General features: G+C 48.5%; 21 protein-coding genes. 20 read left to right on the forward strand and 1 reads right to left on the reverse strand.

Annotated features, from left to right (window positions below; translation table 11 throughout):
* Positions 1-13: 13 nt before the first annotated feature.
* The 14 genes from argC (at position 14) to H6859_05965 (ending at position 12,364) form a co-directional block, all read left to right on the forward strand.
* Positions 14-1,006 carry an N-acetyl-gamma-glutamyl-phosphate reductase gene (gene argC, locus H6859_05900; protein USO04701.1) on the forward strand — a complete coding sequence of 331 codons (993 nt, stop codon included), beginning with the start codon at positions 14-16 and terminating at the stop codon, positions 1,004-1,006.
* 8 nt (positions 1,007-1,014) lie between these two features.
* Positions 1,015-1,914, forward strand: coding sequence for a hypothetical protein (locus H6859_05905; GenBank protein ID USO04702.1), 900 nt, complete (start codon positions 1,015-1,017; stop codon positions 1,912-1,914).
* A 15-nt stretch (positions 1,915-1,929) separates the two neighbouring features.
* A complete protein-coding gene (locus H6859_05910; GenBank protein USO04703.1) occupies positions 1,930-3,132 on the forward strand; it encodes an acetylornithine/succinylornithine family transaminase in 1,203 nt (400 codons plus the stop codon).
* Between the two features lie 73 nt (positions 3,133-3,205).
* Complete coding sequence (locus H6859_05915) at positions 3,206-3,760, forward strand: hypothetical protein (GenBank protein ID USO04704.1); 555 nt, start codon at positions 3,206-3,208, stop codon at positions 3,758-3,760.
* Positions 3,761-3,846: 86 nt separating this feature from the next.
* On the forward strand, positions 3,847-4,770 hold the full coding sequence (gene argF, locus H6859_05920) for an ornithine carbamoyltransferase (protein ID USO04705.1): 924 nt from the start codon (positions 3,847-3,849) through the stop codon (positions 4,768-4,770).
* A 187-nt stretch (positions 4,771-4,957) separates the two neighbouring features.
* A complete protein-coding gene (locus H6859_05925) occupies positions 4,958-5,275 on the forward strand; it encodes a hypothetical protein (protein USO04706.1) in 318 nt (105 codons plus the stop codon).
* 204 nt (positions 5,276-5,479) lie between these two features.
* Positions 5,480-6,730 (forward strand): argininosuccinate synthase, encoded by a 1,251-nt coding sequence (locus tag H6859_05930; protein ID USO04707.1) that lies wholly within the window; start codon positions 5,480-5,482, stop codon positions 6,728-6,730.
* 47 nt (positions 6,731-6,777) lie between these two features.
* Positions 6,778-7,071 (forward strand): GIY-YIG nuclease family protein, encoded by a 294-nt coding sequence (locus tag H6859_05935; protein ID USO04708.1) that lies wholly within the window; start codon positions 6,778-6,780, stop codon positions 7,069-7,071.
* A 99-nt stretch (positions 7,072-7,170) separates the two neighbouring features.
* Positions 7,171-7,347, forward strand: a complete 177-nt coding sequence (locus H6859_05940) for a hypothetical protein (protein USO04709.1) — start codon at positions 7,171-7,173, stop codon at positions 7,345-7,347.
* A gap of 10 nt (positions 7,348-7,357) precedes the next feature.
* Positions 7,358-8,638 (forward strand): argininosuccinate lyase, encoded by a 1,281-nt coding sequence (argH, locus tag H6859_05945; GenBank protein USO06713.1) that lies wholly within the window; start codon positions 7,358-7,360, stop codon positions 8,636-8,638.
* Positions 8,639-8,684: 46 nt separating this feature from the next.
* Positions 8,685-9,119, forward strand: a complete 435-nt coding sequence (locus H6859_05950; GenBank protein USO04710.1) for a hypothetical protein — start codon at positions 8,685-8,687, stop codon at positions 9,117-9,119.
* Positions 9,116-10,726 carry an ABC transporter ATP-binding protein gene (locus H6859_05955; GenBank protein USO04711.1) on the forward strand — a complete coding sequence of 537 codons (1,611 nt, stop codon included), beginning with the start codon at positions 9,116-9,118 and terminating at the stop codon, positions 10,724-10,726. The genes H6859_05950 and H6859_05955 overlap by 4 nt, the downstream gene beginning before the upstream one ends.
* Positions 10,727-10,867: 141 nt before the next feature.
* Positions 10,868-11,074 (forward strand): 30S ribosomal protein S21, encoded by a 207-nt coding sequence (locus tag H6859_05960; GenBank protein ID USO04712.1) that lies wholly within the window; start codon positions 10,868-10,870, stop codon positions 11,072-11,074.
* Between the two features lie 81 nt (positions 11,075-11,155).
* A complete protein-coding gene (locus H6859_05965) occupies positions 11,156-12,364 on the forward strand; it encodes a hypothetical protein (GenBank protein ID USO04713.1) in 1,209 nt (402 codons plus the stop codon).
* 178 nt (positions 12,365-12,542) lie between these two features.
* Here the strand turns inward: H6859_05965 and H6859_05970 are convergent, their stop codons facing one another.
* Positions 12,543-14,321 (reverse strand): aminopeptidase P family protein, encoded by a 1,779-nt coding sequence (locus H6859_05970; GenBank protein USO04714.1) that lies wholly within the window; start codon positions 14,319-14,321, stop codon positions 12,543-12,545.
* Positions 14,322-14,371: 50 nt separating this feature from the next.
* Between H6859_05970 and H6859_05975 the strand changes: the two genes are divergently transcribed.
* The 6 genes from H6859_05975 to H6859_06000 all read left to right on the forward strand — a co-directional run bounded on the left by H6859_05975 (position 14,372) and on the right by H6859_06000 (position 21,472).
* Positions 14,372-14,818, forward strand: coding sequence for a DnaJ domain-containing protein (locus H6859_05975; protein USO04715.1), 447 nt, complete (start codon positions 14,372-14,374; stop codon positions 14,816-14,818).
* 41 nt (positions 14,819-14,859) lie between these two features.
* Positions 14,860-15,777 carry a UTP--glucose-1-phosphate uridylyltransferase gene (locus H6859_05980; protein USO04716.1) on the forward strand — a complete coding sequence of 306 codons (918 nt, stop codon included), beginning with the start codon at positions 14,860-14,862 and terminating at the stop codon, positions 15,775-15,777.
* Positions 15,765-17,201 carry a phosphomannomutase/phosphoglucomutase gene (locus H6859_05985; GenBank protein ID USO04717.1) on the forward strand — a complete coding sequence of 479 codons (1,437 nt, stop codon included), beginning with the start codon at positions 15,765-15,767 and terminating at the stop codon, positions 17,199-17,201. Before H6859_05980 ends, H6859_05985 begins: the two co-directional genes overlap by 13 nt.
* A gap of 13 nt (positions 17,202-17,214) precedes the next feature.
* Entirely contained in the window at positions 17,215-17,859 is a 645-nt protein-coding gene (locus H6859_05990) for a hypothetical protein (GenBank protein ID USO04718.1), read from the forward strand.
* 257 nt (positions 17,860-18,116) lie between these two features.
* The gene (locus tag H6859_05995; protein USO04719.1) at positions 18,117-20,987 is read left to right on the forward strand and encodes a chemotaxis protein CheW; all 2,871 of its coding nucleotides are present in this window, start codon (positions 18,117-18,119) and stop codon (positions 20,985-20,987) included.
* On the forward strand, positions 20,984-21,472 hold the full coding sequence (locus H6859_06000) for a chemotaxis protein CheW (GenBank protein USO04720.1): 489 nt from the start codon (positions 20,984-20,986) through the stop codon (positions 21,470-21,472). Before H6859_05995 ends, H6859_06000 begins: the two co-directional genes overlap by 4 nt.
* Positions 21,473-21,510: the final 38 nt, after the last annotated feature.

The following is a 21,510-nucleotide window of genomic DNA, read 5'->3' on the forward strand; positions in this document are numbered from 1 at the left end:
CGGGAGAAACAAAATGATTAAAGCATCGATCATTGGCATTACTGGATATACAGGTCTGGAACAACTACGGATGCTGCTGGCGCATCCTAATGTGGAGATTGTACACCTGACTTCGCGTCAGCATCAGCGCGTTGCTATTGGCGAAGTGTATCCTCATTTAGCGCATCTGGATTTAACTATTACGAATACCGATCATATGAAGGTGGCGGAGGATAGTGATGTGGTGTTCCTCGCCCTGCCCCATAAAACCGCGCAGGATATTGTGGCGGATTTGCATGGCAGCGTGAAGGTGATTGATCTGTCGGCGGACTACCGGCTGGATGACGCGGCGGTGTATGAGAAATATTATACGGCACACAATCACCCGGAGTTACTCAAAGAAGTGGTCTATGGTGCGCCGGAATTTAATGCTGAAAAAATTGCAGTAGCCTCAACGGTTTCTAATCCGGGGTGTTTTGCACTGCTGGCACAGCTCATGCTATATCCTTTCGCCGGACTTATTGAGCGCGCCGATATTATGGCGGTGACGGGTTCCAGCGGCTCTGGCAAATCCGCAAGTGACGGAACGCATCACCCGGTGCGCAACCACAATATGAAGAGTTATAACATCAACAAGCACCGGCATATTCCGGAGATTACGCGCAGCGCGCAAATCGATGAAAGCCAGTTGAACTTTGTGCCAACATCGGGGCCGTTTAGCCGCGGGATTTTTGCGAGCGCCTTTGTGCATTTGAAAGCTGATATTGAGCCTTTGGATCTGGCAGAGCAGGCTTATAACGAGGCGCCGTTTGTTCGATTACAAGATACGCCTGCGCTAGCCAACGTGGTAGGATCGAATTTTTGCGATTTGTCATTCGTAAAGGGTGTGGGGCAAAGCGTAATTGTGCAAGGCGCTCTGGATAATCTTGTAAAAGGCGCGGCGGGGTGCGCGGTACAAAATATGAATTTAATGTTTGGTTTAGATGAAACCGCGGGGCTAGACACGCTCACCCCGCTATACCCGTAAGAGGTCCTATGAGCAAGAAAACGAAAATGCCGGAATTTTTTATCAATGCTTTTTATGAAAGCAAATTTAAGGACAACTTTTTTGTCATTAAGGCTGGCGGTAAAATTATCGAAGACGAAGGCGCATTGGAGAATTTGCTGTCGAATATTCGTGATTTGACACTGCAGGGTATTCGGGTGCTGTTGATTTACGGCGGTGGGCACGCGATGGATGAAGAGGCTGAAAAGTGCGGCGTTAAGGTTAATAAAATCGGCGGCAAGCGCGTAACCAATGCCGCCAATATGGAGATTGCCCGGCATGTTTTGGGCGGGGATTTATCGCTGAGCGTTTCAGCGATGATGGCAAAGATCAAGCTTGATGGGCTGTCTTTTAACTGTGTGCCGCCGAGTTGGATGCGTGTCGTCCTCAAACCCAAGACCGAAGGCGATGACTTTGCTGGCGCGGTTGAAGATGTTTACGCGCGTCCCATAAACCGGCTGTTTCGCAGTGTCAATTTTGTGGCTTGCACCTGTCTGGCGCAAACAGGCGATGGCGTGACGTGCAATATCAACGCTGATACGATTGCGACAGAGATTGCGATTGGCACGCAGGCGCATAAGCTCATCTTTCTATCCGATGTTGACGGGGTGAAAATTGGCGGGCGCACGGCGGAGATTATTACCGCAGAGCAGATTGACGGGTATATCGCCGACGGCACGGCCACGGGCGGGATGCAGGTTAAGCTGGAAAATTGCAAGGCGGCTCTGGATGCGGGCGTGCGGCGCATTCATCTGCTGAGCGGTTTACGCCAAGATGCGCTTAAGAAAGAAATTTATGAGCCTGTTGGGCCGGGCACGATGCTGTTTAAAGACAGCGAACGTCAATCTTACGAAAATGAAGTACAGGCCCATAAACTTATAGCAGGATAGAAAGGCCCAAAAATCATGAGCATAGATGCAAAAAAAATCATTGATGATTCATTTCGATATCTGGTCAAGACTTATGCGCCGCAGCCCGTGGTGATGGACCACGGCAAGGGCTGCTACGCGTTTGATACTTCCGGCAAGAAATATGTTGATTGCGCTGCTGGGATTGCGGTGGCATCGTTAGGACACGCGCATCCGGCGATGCTCAAAACCATCAATGAGCAAGCGGCACGAATGATGGCGTGTCAAGCATCCTATACCACAAAAGAAAAATTTAAGGCGGCCAAGTTGCTGGTAGAAACAAGCTGTTTTGACCTGGTTTATTTTTCCAATAGCGGGACTGAAAGCGTTGAAGCGGCATTAAAATGTGCCCGCAAATGGGCTTATGATGAAAAAGGCGAAGACTGCAACGAGATCATCGCGTTTCATAACAGCTTTCACGGGCGGACTTATGGTAGCGCCAGCGTGACAGAAAAACGCAATTCCCAGCCGTTTTTTGCACCGTATTTACCAGGGGTGCATTTTGCTACCTTCAATGACATTGATAGCGTTAAAACCTTGGCCACAGATAAAACGGCCGCTGTTATCATTGAGCCTATACAGGGTGAAGGCGGATTAACACCGGCCAACCCCGAATTTTTGAAGGCGCTGCGGCAATTTTGTGATGAAAAAAATATCTGTCTGATCTTCGACGAGGTGCAGGCCGGTTTTGGACGTCTGGGTGCGCTCTATGCCTATCAGTCCTTTGGCGTTGAGCCGGATATCGTGACATGGGCCAAGGGGATGGGATCAGGCTTTCCTGTTGGTGCGATGGCTGCGAAGAGAAAATTTGGGGATGCTCTTGAGGTTGGCATGCACGGCACGACCTATGGCGGGAACCCGCTGGCGTGCGCCGTGGTGGTCACTGTGCTTGAGGAAATGCTTAAGCCCGGTTTCATGGAACATGTTAATAAAATCTCCGGCATTTTATTTGATGGCCTTAATGAGATTAAACGCTCTTCTAATAAAATCACCGATATTCGCGGCAAGGGGCTGATGATCGGCGTGGATACGGTTTTTGATATTAAAAACCTGATGAGAGCTTTGCAGAGTAACGGGCTGATGACAACGCAAGCGGGTAAAGAGACTTTGCGCCTGACCCCGCCCTTGATCCTGAGCGAGGACGAAGCGAAAGAAGCGCTGGAAATCATCGAGAAAACGTTGAGCGAGATGGGAGAGTAGCTGGCTTTTTTGTTGACATAACTTGCGCCCTTCTATACTTTGCCCTCCTTTAACACAACTGAAAGATGCGGCTATGTATAAAACTGAAGGCGAAGCTATAGATGGTCATTTATTTTTAGGTCAGTCTTTATATTACGGCAATGAAAAGGTTTTCGAGACCGCCGTTCGCGCTATCAAAAAAGGTTTTCATACAAACCAGAGAGAAGTCATTATGTCGGGCGACCTCTCTTGCAGTTTTTTTAACCTTCAACGAGGTGAAAACGGAATTTCACACAAGCTTGTGGAAGGCCGCTACATGTCTTTGCGGCATCCCCAAACTTTTCATGAAAATCTTGTTTTATGGGCTGATATGATTGTTCCTGACCTTGTGCGAAACGGCTTTTTTGGTAAAGAAACAGGTCCTGACAAGCAGCGTGCCCAAATCATAGCAGGTTCGTGCCATCACAAAGATTGTTTATTTGCTTTTCTACATTATGGCGATGAGCTTTCCGAGCGCACTCTTGATATAGCAGAAAGATGGTTGCCTGAGACCGATAGCTTAAGAAAGGCCATCAGTTTTGCGGGTGATTCTCAAGCCAACCTGAAGACCTCTATAGCTGGACAACGGCTAGATACTCTTGGCCTGTAGGACAAAAAGCACTTGCTCTTTTAAACATCTGTGTATTTCATGGCCGAGATAGATGGTTTTTGCCAATTATACAAAAGAGGAAAAATATGGGCGACGTTAGACATTTTCTGGATTTGGATGACATTGATCCTGATGTACTGAAATCTATCCTAAAGAAAGCGCATGCGCTCAAAGCGCAGAAATATAATCCGCCGCAGATTTTTACGGGGCTGAGTCTGGCGATGGTCTTTGATAAGCGCTCGACACGCACACGGATGAGCTTTGAAATTGCAATGAAACAGCTCGGCGGGCATACGCTGGTGATGAGCATGGATGAAATGCAAATCACGGGGGCCGAAAGCGTCAAGGATACGGCCAATGTGGTGTCGCGCTATGTTGACGGGGTCATGATCCGGATGAGCGATGATGATGTTCTGAAAGACTTCGCCGGGCATTGCTCCATTCCGGTGATTAACGGCATGACGGATAAGACGCATCCGTGTCAAATCATGGCCGATATGCTGACCATCGAAGAAAAGCTGGGCAGCATAGCCGGGCGCAAGATTGCGTGGTTTGGCGATTGCAACAATGTCAGCAACACATTCGTGCAGGCCGCGCCGATTTTCGGTTTTGAGCTGGCGCTGTCGGTGCCGCTGGAGCTGAAGCCTGATGATCTCACCGATTATGTGGCCTATTTCGAAGATCCGGAGGCGGCGGCCAGGGATGCCGATGTTCTGGTCACTGACACATGGGTTTCGATGGGTCAGGAAGGCAAGGCGATTGACAAGTTCCGCCATTATCAGGTCACCCCGGCCTTGATGGCAAAAGCGCAAGACAGCGCGATCTTCATGCACTGCATGCCGGTGCACAAGGACGAAGAAGTGGCCCAAGGCGTGCTGGACAGTCCGGCGAATGTGATTTACGACGAAGCGGAAAACCGCCTGCATGCGCAAAAAGCCATTCTGGCCTGGTGCCTTGAAGAGGCCGGGGTGAGCGTCAGCCAGAGCAGTTTTAATTTCGGGAATGCGTGATTGATAATCACGAATGGACACAGATAGACACGAATAGAATGTAACTACAGAGATCGCAGAGTGCGCAAGAGAAACAGCTTGCTTACTTTTAAAACATAATATATTTCCGTAAAACATGTTGACGTGTCGCTTTTTTGTTTTAAAAGATATATTTTACGAAACAATACAACTATAAAGAGGATAGGAAATGACTCGTTATTTAGATGATACCAATCGTCAAGATGGAGATAAAGAAGGGGTAAGTGCTTTCTTTCAGGGATGTCAAGAAATCGCCGCAAGTAGCGTAACAAGTGCAAAAAATTACTTCACGAAAGTGCCTGTTGATGATTGCGGCGAAGCCGGTAAAGTCCCCAACTATAAAAAATTTGTCGTCAGAAGAGTTCTTGATTTTACTACTGCGGCAAGCTTGGCGGGCATGATTTACGTGGGCTCATCCCTTGATAATAAAACAAATCCAGAATGTTCATCAAATGATCAGCCTGTGCCCACATTGTCTGCCGGCTAGAATGATTCACGCTTTTCTTGTGTTTCTGTCTGTCTAAATTTTAAAAGTAGTTTTTTTAGGAAGATAGATATAAATTCTATAAAATTATTGTAGTTCGGAGTCTTTGAGGCCTTGCCTTCTCTCGCGTGCTCTGTAGTTATATATTTTTAATTTTGTATTTATTCGCGTTTATTCGTGGTTCAAAAACGAAAAGGAAGGTAACAAGTGAGCAAAGGTAAAATCGTACTGGCGTATTCGGGCGGCCTGGATACGTCGGTGATTTTGAAATGGTTTATCGAAGAAGGCTATGAGGTTATCGCCTATATCGCCGATGTCGGTCAGGAAGAGGATTTCGAAGCGGCGCGGGAAAAGGCGCTGAAGATCGGCGCGGCGAAGGTTTATGTCGAGGACCTCAAGGAAGAATTCGTTACCGACTACATCTTCCCGGCGTTTAAATCGCAAGCGGTTTACGAGGGGCGCTATTTGCTCGGCACCTCTGTGGCGCGCCCCATCATCGCCAAGCGCCAGATTGAGATTGCCGAAAAAGAAGGCGCGCAGTTTGTCGGTCACGGCGCGACCGGTAAAGGCAACGATCAGGTGCGTTTTGAGCTGTCTTATTATGCGCTCAAGCCCGATATTAAAGTGCTGGCGCCGTGGAAGATGCCCGAGTTTCTGACCCGGTTTGAAGGACGCCAGGATATGCTCAATTACTGTGACCAGTACGGCATTCCGGTGAGCGCGACGCGCAAGAAGCCCTATTCCGAGGATGATAATCTGCTGCATATTTCTCATGAGGCGGGCATTTTGGAAGACCCGAATGCGCCCTGCGCCGAGGATGTGTATTCGCGTACATCGACGATTAAAGACTGGCCGGATGAGCCGGAGCTGATTTCGATCGAGTTCAAGGCCGGGGTGCCAGTCAAGGTTGAGGCCGAGGGCAAAACGGTTACGGGCGCTTTGGCGCTGTTTCAGTTCCTCAATGAATTGGGGGCCAAGCACGGGATCGGGCGTCTGGATATGGTTGAAAACCGCTTTGTCGGGATTAAATCACGTGGGATTTATGAGACGCCGGGCGGAACGATCCTGCATAATGCGCACCGCGACCTTGAAGGGCTGGCCATGGACCGTGAGGTAATGAAGCTGCGCGATACATTGTCGCTAAAAGTAGCGGAATTGATTTATAACGGGTTTTGGTTCTCGCCGGAATTTGAACTCCTGATGACGACGATGGACAAGGCGCAAGAAACCGTGAACGGGACGGTGCAGGTGCAGTTGTTCAAGGGCAGCGCCTATCCGGTGGCGCGTACATCGCCGAATGCACTGTATGACCCGGCGCAATCCTCGATGGATGAAGAAGGCGGGTATGACCAGAAAGACGCTGAAGGCTTTATCAAGATTAATGCCGTGCGGTTGCGGAATAACACCAAGGTACGCGGGGAGACGCCTGCGAGTAAACCGAGCAAGGCGGCGGCATAACCTCTGCGCCGTCATGCCCGCTTCCGTGCGGGCATCCGGAGATGTAAATGCCAAAACAATATTACGTTTACATTCTGTCCAAAGCCCGCAACAGTACGTTTTATGTCGGCATAACCTCGGATTTACCAAGGCGCATATGGGAACATAAAAACGAGGTTGCAGACGGCTTTACAAAAAAGTACGGTATCAAAACGCTTGTTTATTATGAGGTTCATGATGATCCTGAGACAGCCATCCGCCGTGAGAAGCGCCTGAAAAAATGGCCCAGAGAATGGAAAATGAAAATCATTGAAGAGATGAACCCAGACTGGAAAGATTTATACGAAGATATTTGTAGCTAGCACAACCATGTCATGCCCGCTTTATGCGGGTATCCGGATCCCCGCACAAGGCGGGGATGACTTAAAAAAAATATGAAAAACCTAATTAAGAAGATAATTATGGCCATACCAACAGGCTTTGTTGCAGCAGTGCTTTTTATACCTTTATATTTCTCTTCTTATTTATTCTATACTTTAGGGATCTCTATATGGTTTTGGATGGTCGCATGCACTTTTATTGTCGGCCTATATGAAATGTTAAGGCAGGAATTTAAAAAAGAGAATGAGCAAAAATAAAGCCAATAAAATGTGGGGGGGGCGGTTTAGCGAAAAGCCGTCCGACATTATGGAGCAGATCAATGCGAGCATTGATGTGGATGTACGCCTGTGGCGGCAGGATATTGCCGGATCGAAGGCGCATTGCGAGATGCTGGTGAAGCAGAAGATCATTCCGGCCAAGGACGGTGAGGCAATTTTGAAGGGGCTGGACCAGATTGCCGGGGAGATTGAGACCGGGGAATTTGAATTCAAGCGCGAGCTGGAAGACATTCATATGAATATCGAAAGCCGTTTGCGCGAGCTTATTGGTGAGGCGGCGGGTAAGCTACACACCGCGCGCAGCCGGAATGATCAGGTGGCCACAGATTTCAGAATGTGGATTCGTGATGCTATTAACGACATTGTCGCTAAAATTGAGGCTTTTCAAGATACTCTTGGTGATTTAAGTGACACGCACAAAAACAGCATTATGCCGGGCTTTACGCATTTACAAGCCGCGCAGCCGATTACGCTGGGGCTGCATCTGGATGCCTATGCCTGCATGCTCAACCGCGACAAGCTTCGGTTTCGTGATTGTCAAAGCCGGGCGAATAAATGCCCGCTGGGCTCGGCGGCTCTGGCTGGAACGCCCTACCCTATCGACCGGGAATTTACCTCTCAAAAGCTAGGTTTTGACCGACCGACGCTCAATACGCTTGATGCGGTAAGCGCGCGGGATTTTGCGACCGAGTTTTTGTTTTGCTGTGCGCAGACCGGCATTCACCTGTCGCGGCTGGCTGAGGAAATCATTTTGTGGGCGACGCCGCAATTCGGGTTTATCCAGCTTTCGGATCAGTGGAGCACAGGCAGTAGCATTATGCCGCAGAAGAAAAATCCTGATGCGGCCGAGCTGGTGCGCGGAAAAACCGGGCGTTTGAACGGGAATTTGATTCAGATGCTGACCGTTTTAAAGGGCCTGCCGTTGGCCTATAACAAGGATTTGCAGGAAGATAAGGCACCGGTGTTCGAGAGCTTTGATACGGTCATGCTGTGTATTGAGGCGATGGAGGGGATGCTCTCAACCGCTACGTTTAACACCGAAAATATGCTCAAAGCTGCCGAGGATGGGTTTACGACGGCTACGGCGCTGGCTGACTGGCTGGTGATGGAGCTGGGCATGGCGTTTCGTGATGCGCACCATGTGACGGGGGCGATTGTGAAGCTCGCCGAGGAGAAGGGCTGTAAGCTGGATGAGCTTGATCTGGCCGATATGCAGGCTGTGGAAGGCCGGATCACGGATGAGATTTATTCTGTTCTGTCGGTTAAATAACCACAGATTGACACAGATAAACGCCGATGAATAAGGAATCAACAGCATGAGCGAAGCAATTTTCGGCTTTCTTGGGGTTATTATCGGGTCATTTATCCCTTGGGTAAGAGAGTGGCTGAATGAAAAACGGCTGCGCGAAAAACATGCTGCGTATCTGGCCGTTCAGATAATATGTGTCCTTGATGAATATGTCGGAAAATGCTGCGAAGTTGTCGGCGATGACGGCACTATCATGGGACAGCCTGATTATGAAGAATTCTTTGAAGCAAGACAGGACGGCTATGCGAATCTTGGCCTAGATGCTATAGAGCTGAAAGAGGCGTTACGAAAAAAATACGAAATACCGGATGAAAATTTTGAAATTAATCCTGATTGGAACGCCAGAAAATTTTTGGAAAAGAAAAGAGATGGGATTGAAGAAAGAAGAAAACAGCGGGCATCTCATTTCCATGAGATGACTAAAGAGATAAGGGCGACATGACCGAAACACTCCTCCAAATCAAAAATCTTTCCGTTGATTTTAAGACGCAAGGCGGCGGCCTGCGCGCGGTCGATGATGTGTCGTTTGAAATCCAGAAGGGTGAGACGATGGCTCTGGTCGGAGAATCAGGGTCGGGAAAATCGGTTACGGCGCTGTCGATCATGCAATTGCTGCCCTACCCGCGCGCTGTGCACCCGGATGGCGGGGCGATCCAGTTTAACGGCGAGGAACTGGTCGGTAAGGGTGAAAGCTTTATGCGCACGGTGCGCGGGCGGAAGATCGGGATGATTTTTCAGGAGCCTTTGACCGCGCTCAATCCGCTGCACACGATTGAAAAACAGATTTCGGAAGTGCTGTTTTTGCACCAGAAGATGAATAAGCCGCAAGCGCGGGCGCGGGTTTTGGAATTGCTGGAACTGGTGGGACTGGAGGGGCTAAAAACGCGGTTGAATGCCTATCCGCATGAGCTATCGGGCGGACAGCGCCAGCGGGTGATGATTGCCATGGCGCTGGCGAATGACCCGGAGCTATTGATCGCCGATGAGCCAACAACGGCGTTGGATGTCACCGTGCAGGCGCAAGTGCTGGAGCTTTTGAAAGATTTGCAAAAGCGGCTGGGGATGGCGCTGCTGCTCATCACGCATGATCTGACGATTGTGGAGAAAATGAGCGATCATGTGTGTGTTATGCAGCGCGGGAAAATCGTTGAGCAGAACGAAACGGCGAAGCTGTTTGCCAAGCCGCAGCATGAATATACGAAAATGCTGCTTTCGGCCCAGCCGAAGGGGGATGCAATCCCCGCAGATATGAACGCGCCAGTGATTTTGGAAGGCTCGGATATCAAGATTTATTTCCCCAAGGCGAAAAACCTGTTTGGCAAGCCGCTGGACTGGGTCAAAGCAGTCGATAATATCGACATTGTTGCTAAAAAAGGGCAAACTATCGGCGTGGTCGGCGAGAGCGGCTCGGGCAAGACAACACTGGGGCTTGGGTTGCTTAAGCTTTTGGGGGCGCAGGGGCGGATTGTGTTTGAGGGGCGTGATATTTCGAGCCATAACGCGAAAGAGATGCTGCCCTTGCGTGAAGAGATGCAGATCGTGTTTCAGGACCCGTTCGGCTCGCTGTCCCCGCGAATGAGCGTGGAGCAGATTATTGGCGAGGGTCTTAAAATCCACCGCAGCGCTTTAAGCCGTGAAGAACGCGATGCGCTGGTGGTGCAGGCCCTGGAAGATGTGCATATGGACCCGGAGACGCGACATCGCTATCCGCATGAATTTTCCGGCGGGCAAAGGCAACGTATTGCGATTGCCCGTGCGCTATCCTTGCACCCGAAATTTATCGTGATGGATGAGCCGACAAGCGCGCTGGATTTGTCTGTGCAGGCGCAGATTGTCGATTTGCTGCGTGAATTGCAGGAGAGGCACAATATTTCCTATATGTTCATCAGCCATGATTTGCGCGTGGTCAAAGCCATGGCGCATGATTTGATTGTCATGAAAGAGGGCCGCGTGGTAGAAGCCGGACCAGCGAAAGCGATCTTCGGAAATCCACAGGAAGACTACACAAAAGCTCTGCTGGCGGCGGCGCTGGATTTGAAAACGGCTTAGAAAAACTAGTATAATTAAAGCTTGAGGCATTTTTCCCTTGCATTCCTTGTACGAGATGGTAGGAATGTGGGCCTTTTGCGCTGCTTCGGCGGTGTACAGGGACAATTTTAACTTTAACACTCTTGAAAGGAGTGATGCACTGTGGTCAGTGTTAGTGTACGCGACAACAATGTCGATCAAGCTTTGAAGGTTCTCAAGAAGAAAATGCAACGTGAAGGCATTTTCCGTGAGATGAAGCTTCGTCGTCATTACGAAAAGCCTTCTGAAAAGAAAGCCCGCGAACAATCTGAATCTGTGCGCCGCGCGCGCAAGATGGATCGTAAGCGCCGTGAACGCGATGGATTCTAAAAGCAGTTTTTTGTAATTTAAAACTCCAAAAAATCCGCTGTTTTCTTTTCAGCGGTTTTTTTATGCTTTATACTGAATCGTATGAACATTTCATTCTCTCTCTCTCGTCGTCGTATATACCGCCCAGGATTCAGGCACTTTGTCTGGCTTGGTCTGGTTGCATTGACATTCAGCGGTATTTTATCGCCATTCGCGCAAGCGCAAAATTGGCATAATTATAGCGCCGAAGGCTCGCTTTTTGACGTGCGTATACTCGATAACGTAGAAGAAACCGCACTAAACTTTAGAATCAATTCAAAAACGGTGGCGCAATCCGGTCAGGCTGTCGCAGTTTCGGACCAAAGACCTTACAAGGATTCTGTTACCCATTACATTGTGCGTTTTGATCAAAGTCTGGGAGTTCCGGTTCATGACAGTTATATTCGAAGGTTCATTATAGAAGATCTGGATGTTTTTGCGAGTTATTATAGCAATATGAACGGGAAGGTTCATAGTCGTGAGAATTTTCTGTATCAATACGGCGTTCCTGGTGGAGAAATCAAAATTTCATACGATGATCCAAATATGGGACGACAGCATATTCGTATGCGCACGTTTTTCTTGGGCATAAGTAAAATTCAACAAATTGTGATGGGGGATGAGGGCAAAATGAACTCATTTGCAGCCCGCAAGTTTTTTGACTCCTTGTACGCCAAAGATGGCTACAAAGTAAATGGCGGGAGTATACAAAAGGAATGGCCCGCGCATACCTCCCCTTCCGGTATGTTTACAGCCTTTCTTCCCGATAAGGTTTCTCCTTATGTCCCGGCAAATGTTGATATTATCCAGACAGATAAATTTGAGCGTATGAGTTTCAGATTTTATGACCCTATCTGGCGTGAAATGATATTTTATAATATCTACGGTCACAAACTCCCGAAAAAGAAACTGAATTTTCTTGATGTTGAGGCTTTCCTTGAAAAAGAATATGTTTCACGACATTTGTCTGAGTATGCTGCTAATCTCAGAATGGACAGATTTATGAATAACAATCTGCCTGTCATTGAGACTTCTTATCCTATTGAACCTCCAAAAAATTATCCTTATGTGGATAAAGTCAGGCTGAGAACTCAGTTTCTTGGCGATTCTATCATTGTGCATGAAATCATAGCGGCGAGTCATTTTGTTACGTCAAAATTCATGGATTATGTCATGCAAAGTGTTGTTTTTCATCCAGGGCAGCAATTGCAAGAATCTCTGGATCAAAATGAAAGCGAGCAGCAAGAAGAAGACCAACCCGTTTCTGAATAATCCGGGCAATCCTGCTTTCCAATGAACAATATCGCCGCAAGCCGTGAGGTATCGCGTCATTGCGAACCGCCAAAGGCGGTGAAGCAATCCAGAATTTATCCTTGTGGCACTGGATCGTTTCGCTGCGCTCGCGATGACGATTACACCGCAAGCGGCGAGGAATTAAACCTGAAAAAGATTAAACGGGCAACGTTGCAGTATGCAGCCAATCAGACACTTCGTTTGATAAGCCTTCATGTAAATGCTCGTACAGTTTTGCATGGTAATCATTGAGCCAATCACGCTCCTGCACATTTAACATTTTTACATCAATCAAGCGGCGATCTATTGGCACGAAACTCACTGTTTCAAACCTGAGCATTTGTCCGCCGGTGTCGGCACACTGCCCTGCCTCTTTCACCAGCACCAGGTTTTCAATGCGGATACCATAGGCGCCGTCCTTATAATATCCCGGCTCATTTGAAATGAGCATGCCGGATTTAAAGCTTTCCGTTCCTTTTGGTGAGATACTTGCGGCTTCTTCATGCACGGCGAGATAGCACCCAACTCCGTGGCCTGTACCGTGTGCGTAATCCAAACCCTCGTTCCAAAGAGGCTGGCGCGCAAGCGTATCGATCTGCGCACCGGTTGTGCCAGCGGGAAACTTCGCCATAGCCAGTGCGATGTGCCCCTTGAGAACCAGTGTAAAATTACGCCGCATTTCATCACTCGGCTGACCAATTACGATAGTGCGCGTAATATCGGTCGTTCCTGCGGCATCATTTTCACAATACTGCCCACCGCTATCAACAAGCAGCAGGCTGCCCTCCTCCAGCGTTTTATTTGTCTGATCATCGGCGCGATAATGTACAATCGCGCCATTGGAACCAAAGCCGGAAATGGTTGCAAAGCTTGGCCCTTTGTATGCTGAGTTTTCAGCGCGAAACTTTTGCAACTGATCGGCAACATCCGTTTCGGTGATTTCCTTGCGCTGCACAGTTTTATCAAGCCAATGGAGAAATTTCGTCAGCGCTAATGCATCAATGATATGCGCTTTTTTTATTGCTTCAACTTCTGCATCCGTTTTCAGAGCTTTCAAATCAATGCATGGATCTTTCTTGTCTATGATTTCCTGCCCTTGCGCCAATAATTGTGTATGGAAATATTCCGGGCTGTGGGCGCAATCAAACATGATAGGGCTGGCCTTTATGCTCTGTAAGTCCTCAAGAGTGGCGAGTTTGAAAGCGCCGTCGCCATAAGCGCGTACATCCGCACCGACTTTGGCCTGATCAACAATCCACCAAACCGGCTCTGCCTCATCCGCAAAAACGACCGCATAGGATAAAACGGAGGGAATGTACTCAATATCGCTGCCGCGAACATTGAGCAGCCAGGCGATAGAGTCTGGCAAAGTGATCATGGCCGCCTGAGCGCCTGCTGCTTTTATGTTTTCAGCCACACGTGCCTTTTTTTCCTTTAACGATGCACCGGCCAGACTTTGCGGAAAAATTTCGACACGGCCCCGCGGTTTTTCCGGCTGGTCCAGCCAAATTTCATCAATCAGGTTGTGCTTAACCGGAATCAGTTCAATCTCCGGGCATTCTTCTTTAAGTTTTTGCACCTGATTTGGGGTATGAAGCCAAGGATCATAGCCTATTTTAGAGCCCTTTTCAGCATGTGTAAGCAACCAGCCATGCAGACCGGTTTTAATGCTGTCGCCGGCGGCAAAAATATCGTTGTCGATCTGCCCAGTAATCTGGATGCGGTAGCGCCCATCAGTCAGAACGCAGGCTTTATTTTGTAACACAATAGCAACACCGGCTGACCCGGTAAAACCTGTGAGCCATTTCAGGCGCTCGGCGTAAGGGGCAACGAATTCGCCCTGATATTCATCGGCCTTGGGAACGATAAAACCGTCAAGCCCTTGCTCTGCCATGAAAGCACGTAGGGCGCTTATTTTTTCTTTTGTATTTTTCATGCTTCTTATACTGGCGCAGGCGTATATGTTTTGCTAGTGTTTTTGAAGCTATGCCATATTTACTTCTTTTACTTGGACTTATAATCGGCCTGTATGCGCTGTACCGGTTTTTTATCAATGCCGATGTGGCGCAGGTTAAGGCCGCCTTTATCCTCGCCATTATGGTGGTGCTTTGTGCAGCGCTGTTTACGCTGGCTGTGACCGGGCGATTGCCCGCGGCGCTGGGCATTTTGGTCGCGGTGGCGCCGCTGGCGGCCGGCCTGTGGAAAGCCCGCCGGGATGAACATGCTGAAACGCTTGAACCGGGTCTGCATGATGAGGTACGCACACGCGCGGAAGCTCTGGAGGTGTTAGGCTTGTACGAAGGCGCAAGTGACAAGGACATCAAGGACGCTTATAAAAGGCTCATACAAAAAGTCCACCCTGATCATGAAGGATCGCAGTGGATGGCAGCCAAGCTCAACCAGGCGCGAGAAATCTTATTGAAAAATAAGTGATATGCTTGCAAAGCCATGCGCATAATGCGAGATAAGAAGCCATGAGTGATTTATATAAACGCCCCGTTCGCAAAGCTGTCTTTCCCGTTGCCGGTTTGGGTACACGATTTTTACCTGCAACAAAGGTGATGCCCAAGGAAATGTTGCCGATTAATGATCGTCCGTTAATCCAGCACGTGTATGAAGAGGCGCGCGCGGCTGGCATTGAAGAATTTGTGTTTGTAACAGGCCGTCATAAGGAATTGCTGGAAGAACATTTTGATTTTCAGCCTGAACTGGAAGAGACACTGGAGGCGCGCGGGAAGACCGATATGCTTGAAAAAGTGTGTGCTTCGGAGATCCCGGCCGGGCAATTATTCCTGACACGTCAACCACGCCCGCTGGGGCTGGGGCACGCCGTGTGGTGCGCGGCCAAACTGATCGGTGATGAGCCGTTTGCAGTTTTACTGCCGGATGATATCGTCAACCATCCGCAAGGGTGCCTGGCGCAGATGATCGAGACCTATAACGAATTTGGCGGCAATGTGGTGGCCGTGAAGGATGTGCCGCGTGCGGATACCTCTAAATACGGCATTTTGGATATTGATACTGACGACGGTAAAACAGTGAATATCAAAGGACTGGTCGAAAAACCAAAGCCGGAAGACGCGCCTTCCACACTGTCCATCATTGGCCGCTATATTTTACAGCCAGAAGCGTTTAACCATCTGGCCGTATTTGAAAAAGGTGCGGCAGGTGAAATTCAACTGACTGATGCCATGGCCAAGCTTATAGGGCAGCAGCCCTTCCACGGCCTGCGTTTTGACGGGCAGCATTTTGATTGCGGGAGTCGTTTGGGCTTTCTTCAGGCCAATATGGCCTATGCCTCGCAAGATTCGAATATTGCCAAAGATGCGCGTAGAAGCATTATTGAATTTGCAGAAATATTGAAAAAAGGACCAAACCAATGCAGTCGCTGAATGATCCCCATGCCACCTTTGATCACCATGTTTTTTCGCCTACAATTTTGCGCGAATATGATATTCGCGGTCAAATCGGTAAAAATTTGAGCAAGAAAGATGCCTATACGCTGGGGCTGGCTTTTGGGACATATTTGCTGCGTGATTTAGGGACAAACCCGCGTGATGCACGTGTGTGCATCGGCTATGACGGACGGATATCTTCGCCGGGGCTGGCCGAGGCTCTTATCAAAGGCCTTACCGAGACAGGCGTTGCATGCGAAAATGTCGGCCTTGGCCCTTCGCCGATGCTGTATTTCGCCACGAAAGATAGCGGCGCGGCGGCAGGCATTATGGTTACGGGTTCTCATAACCCTGCCGATTATAACGGTTTTAAGATGATGTTGGCTAGCGGGCCGGTTTTTGGCGATCAAATCCAGCGATTGGGAGAAATTGCCCGCAGTGGTGATTATGAAAGCGGTGAAGGGGCGGCCAGCCAGATCGATGTGCGTGAAGATTATATTGCACGACTTCTGCAAGATTTTACGGGCCGGCGTGATTTGAAAGTTGCGTGGGATGCCGGGAATGGCGCGGCAGGCGAAATTATGCGCCGTTTATGCGAAAAGCTGCCGGGCGAACATATTTTGCTGTTTGATGAAATTGACGGGAATTTCCCTAATCATCACCCTGATCCCACTGTTGATAAAAACCTGATCGACCTTCAAAAAGCCGTGAGAGATAATGGCTGCGATCTGGGCATTGCGTTTGACGGGGATGGCGACCGGATCGGCGTAGTTGACGAAAATGGCAGCGTTTTGCGCTGTGATATTTTGATGACGATTTACGCACAAGAGGTTCTGGAAACGCATCCGGGGGCGGCCATCATTGGCGATGTGAAGTGTTCGCAAGTTATGTTCGATGAAATCAACGCTCTGGGTGGCCAGGCTATAATGTGGAAGACTGGGCATTCTCTGATTAAGGATAAAATGTTGGATATGAATTCGCCTTTGGCCGGCGAGCTTTCGGGCCATATCTTTTTTGCCGATAAATATTACGGCTTTGATGATGCGCTTTATTGTGCGATCCGTCTGTTGAATGCTGTTGATGCAGCGCAGGGACCGCTTTCTTCACTTACGCAGAACCTTCCAAAGCTTTTTAATACGCCGGAAGTGCGTGTTGATGTGGATGAGGAGCATAAATTTGGCGTTGTGCCGCAGATCATTGAAAACTTAAAACCTGCCCTGCCCGATGATCACAGCCTGGATGATATTGACGGCATGCGCGTTTCTTCGCCTGACGGCTGGTGGCTTTTGCGTCCATCCAATACGCAGGCTGTTTTGGTGTTCCGCGCCGAAAGCCATAGCGAGGCAGGGCTGGAGCGACTAAAAACCATGGCAAAAAACGAAGTCGAGAAACTTGGTTTTCAACTCAATTTTGATCATTAAAGGATAAATTTCCATGAGCGTTACAATTGATACTGATATTTTGGAGCTTATGGCTTCAAAAATCTGCCATGATTTGATCAGCCCTATTGGCGCTGTAAATAATGGTATTGAGTTTTTAACCGAAATGGGGCCGGATGCGGGTGAAGAGGTTACGGATTTAATTGCTTTTAGCGCGTCTCAGGCATCAGCCAAGCTTAAGGCCTACCGGATGGCCTATGGCGCAGGCGGCGCAGATGATTCCATCAAGCCCGAAGAGGTGCACCGGGCGATTGAGGATATTGTCGGGGCAGAAAAAAAGATTGTTCAGGAATGGGACCCGTATGCCCCATTGGGGTATGAGGATCGTCCGAAAGCTTTTTGCAAGATGCTTATTTGCGCGTTGTTGCTGGTGATGGATTGCCTGCCTAAAGGAGGAATACTTAAGGTTGAGGCCGGTGAAAATAACGGATCGACATTGGTAAGTGGCAGCGGACAAGATGCGGGCATTCGCGAACAAACTGCGCAGGCTCTTGACCTTTCTATGAGCCGCAAGATGCTGGAGCCGAAATATGTACACCCTTACATCACTGGACTGCTGGCACAAAGCTACGGCTATAAGATTACGATTTTAAAACATGAGAGTAGTGTACATATTGTCCTTACCCTTCCTGACGCTTGATACTCATACCACTGCACACATAAATAAAGATTTTTAGTATTTTTTCGGTTCTGCTATTCTGAATTGCAAAGAGATCGTATAGACTTAATCTGTACTTCATTTCTGCGTATCCGCTGTGTTTAGCTGCGTATTTCGTGATTTTACAAATAGAAAGGCGTTTTAAGCCTTGGCTAACGTCTTTGTGTTAAGGTGTAAGATCACCCGAATTTTATATGCGAAAACCACGTCATAGAAGATGATGTAGGAGGAATGATACTATGGATGATCTAATCAATGAATTCTTGACCGAGACTAATGAGAGTTTGGATGAGCTTGACCTGGACCTGGTTAATCTTGAGCAAAATCCTAATGATAAAGATCTGTTGTCTAAAATTTTTCGATTGATGCACACCATTAAAGGGACGTGCGGTTTTTTGGGTTTGCCGCGGTTGGAGAAAGTTGCACACCACGCGGAAAATGTTTTGGGGCGTTTTCGCGATGGCGATCTGGAAGTTACGCCCGATTACGTCACGCTGATTCTTGAATCGATTGACCGCATTAAGCTCATCGTCGGAGGATTAGAGGAGACCGGTTCAGAGCCGGAAGGTGATGACAGCGCGTTGATTGAAAAGCTTGATGCCGTTTATGAGGGACGTGACGGCGGCGGCGCAGCTTCCTCCGGCGCTGAAGTCTCCCCAAAAGAAGCTGTTGAAACACCTTTGGAAGGTGGAAATTGTCTTACTCAGGAAGAACTTGATGCGCTGGAGGCTGCCTTCCAAAATGCTGAGGGACCGGAGGAATTTGCGCTTAAAACCGTTGGTGAAGAGCCCGGCGCTGATGCGCCCAGCGCACCGGAAGAAGCAACTGTTATCAAGGAAGAACCGCCAAAAGCTGCCGCTCCGGCTAATGACGCTTCCGTAGCAAAAACGGCTGAAAAGCCTGTTTCTGCGCAGTCTTTGCGCGTAAGCGTCGACGTGCTTGAGAATCTTATGACGATGGTTAGTGAAATGGTGCTGACGCGTAACCAGCTCATCCAGATCTTGCGCCAGAATTCCGACAGTGAATTTTCTGTGCCGTTGCAACGACTCAACCATGTGGTATCCGAATTGCAGGAAGGCGTAATGCAAACACGCATGCAGCCGATTGGCAACGCATGGTCAAAGTTGCCGCGTATTATTCGCGATCTGGCGATTGAGGTGAATAAGAAAATCGAGCTGGAAATGAAAGGTCAGGATACTGAGCTTGACCGTCAGGTTCTTGAGCTTATCAAAGATCCCTTGACTCACATGGTGCGCAATTCCGGTGATCACGGCATTGAAGATCCGGAAACGCGCAAGGCGGCCGGGAAACCGGAAACCGGAAAAATTCTACTGAATGCTTTTCATGAAGGCGGGCATATTATCATCCAAATTTCTGATGATGGTAAAGGGTTGCCGCTCGATAAAATCAAGGCCAAAGTCTTGGAAAATGGGCTGGCAACAGCAGAAGAGCTTGAGGAAATGTCCTCCAATCAGATCAATCAGTTTATTTTCAACGCCGGTTTTTCTACGGCTGAAAAAGTTACAGCCGTATCAGGGCGCGGCGTTGGCATGGATGTTGTGCGCACCAATATTGAGAAAATCGGCGGCTCAATTGACTTACAGTCCATGGAAGGAAAAGGCTCCACCTTTACAATTAAGATTCCGCTGACCCTTGCAATTGTTTCGGCGCTAATTGTTGAGTCTGCGCAGGAGCGTTTTGCGATTCCGCAGTTGGCGGTGCGTGAGCTGGTGATGGCCTCCGAAGACGGCGAAAACCGTATTGAAACTATAAAAGGTACGCCTGTCTTCCGGTTGCGTGATCGTCTGTTGCCGCTTATCTCCCTTTCCGATCTTCTCAAACTTTCACCGCCAGATAAAAAGGTTGTTGCCGATGCATCTCAAGAGAGCAATTCTGCTGAAAGTGATGATACGCCGCCAGAGGATAGTTCGCCTAAGATTGATTCGGTTTCCAATCCGAAAAAGCGTCACCAATATATCGTTGTTACTCAGGTTGGGAATAACGATTTTGGCATTATCGTTGATCGCGTGTTTGATACGGAGGAAATTGTTGTCAAGCCCGTGGCCAAAATTTTGCGCAATATTGAGATGTTTTCAGGAAATACTATTTTGGGTGATGGCAGCGTTATCATGATTTTAGACCCGAACGGTATTGCCAAACATATCGGGCAGGTTGACGCTACAGACGGCGCACGCACGCTTGATCAGGATGCAGCCATTGATTCTGCGCGCGGAGAGAAAACTTCTCTGTTGTTGTTTACCGCAGGCAACAAAACGCCAAAGGCCGTTCCTCTTTCCTTGGTCGCGCGCCTTGAAAATATTGATGTCAGCAACATTGAGCGTTCTGCCGGGCAGATGATGGTGCAGTATCGCGGTAAACTTATGCCGCTTATGCCGCTTGATCCACGAGTGCAAATAGGGGAAACGGGGGAGAAACCTGTACTGGTCTTTGCCGATAAGGGACGTTCTTTGGGCATTATTGTTGATGAAATTATCGATATTACCGAAGAACATATCAACCTACAGCTTGAAGGCGGGCAAGGTGGGATGATGGGCAGCGCCATTATCAGTGGTAAAGCCACGGACATCGTTGATGTCGGGCATTTCCTTCAGGCCAATGGTTCGGATTGGTTTAAAGACCATGATGACACACCTTACGGCTCTTCGAAAGATACGACCAACGGCAAAAACAATGGCCACGCTAAAAAACGGGTATTGCTGGTTGATGATAGCCCATTTTTCCGTAATATGCTCACACCCCTGCTCAGTGTCGCCGGGTATGATGTAATTTCTTTGGAAAGTCCTCATGATGCCTTAAAAATGTGTGATAAAGGCGCGGAATTTGATGTGATCATCAGTGACATCGAAATGCCCGATATGGACGGGTTTGAATTTGCGCAGAAGGTGAAAAGCGAAACCAACTGGAAAGAAACACCGATGCTGGCCCTCAGCTCACACGCCACGCCTCAGGATATTGACCGGGGCATGAGCGTTGGCTTTTCGAAATATATCGCAAAATTTGACCGCGATACACTGCTCAATACGTTGTCACAAACGATAGCTGAACAGCAACAAAACTATGATCTGACAAAACAAGGAGATGTGGCATGAGCGCAAATGCAGATGCCTTGGATTATGAGGGTTCAGAAAACCAGCATGACACGCAGTCAAAAGAATTTCTGACTATTGTTATAGCTGGTCAGCGTTTCGGAATCCCTATCTTGCAAGTTCAAGATGTTCTGGGTGAGCAGACCGTTACAAAAATCCCACTGGCTCCGCCGGAAGTTGCAGGGTCTTTGAATTTACGCGGACGGATTGTTACGGCTATCGACATGCGCTGCCGGTTGGGCATTGAACCGTGCAGTAAAACCACCTCATCGACTATGGGGGTTGTTGTCGAACATGAAAATGAGCTTTACAGCCTGATTATTGATGAAGTGGGCGATGTATTGCGTTTGCGTAATGAAAGTTTTGAATCAACTCCCTCGACACTGGATTCACTTTGGCGTGAAATTTCATCCGGTGTTTATCGTCTTGACGATGAACTTTTGGTCATTTTGGATGTTCCAAATTTTGTCAGCAGTGTTCATTCTTGATCAATCTTTTTAACTCGCCTCTATATTAAATGTTTTTT

The organism is Rhodospirillales bacterium (assembly GCA_023898785.1).
Taxonomy (GTDB): domain Bacteria; phylum Pseudomonadota; class Alphaproteobacteria; order Micavibrionales; family Micavibrionaceae; genus TMED27.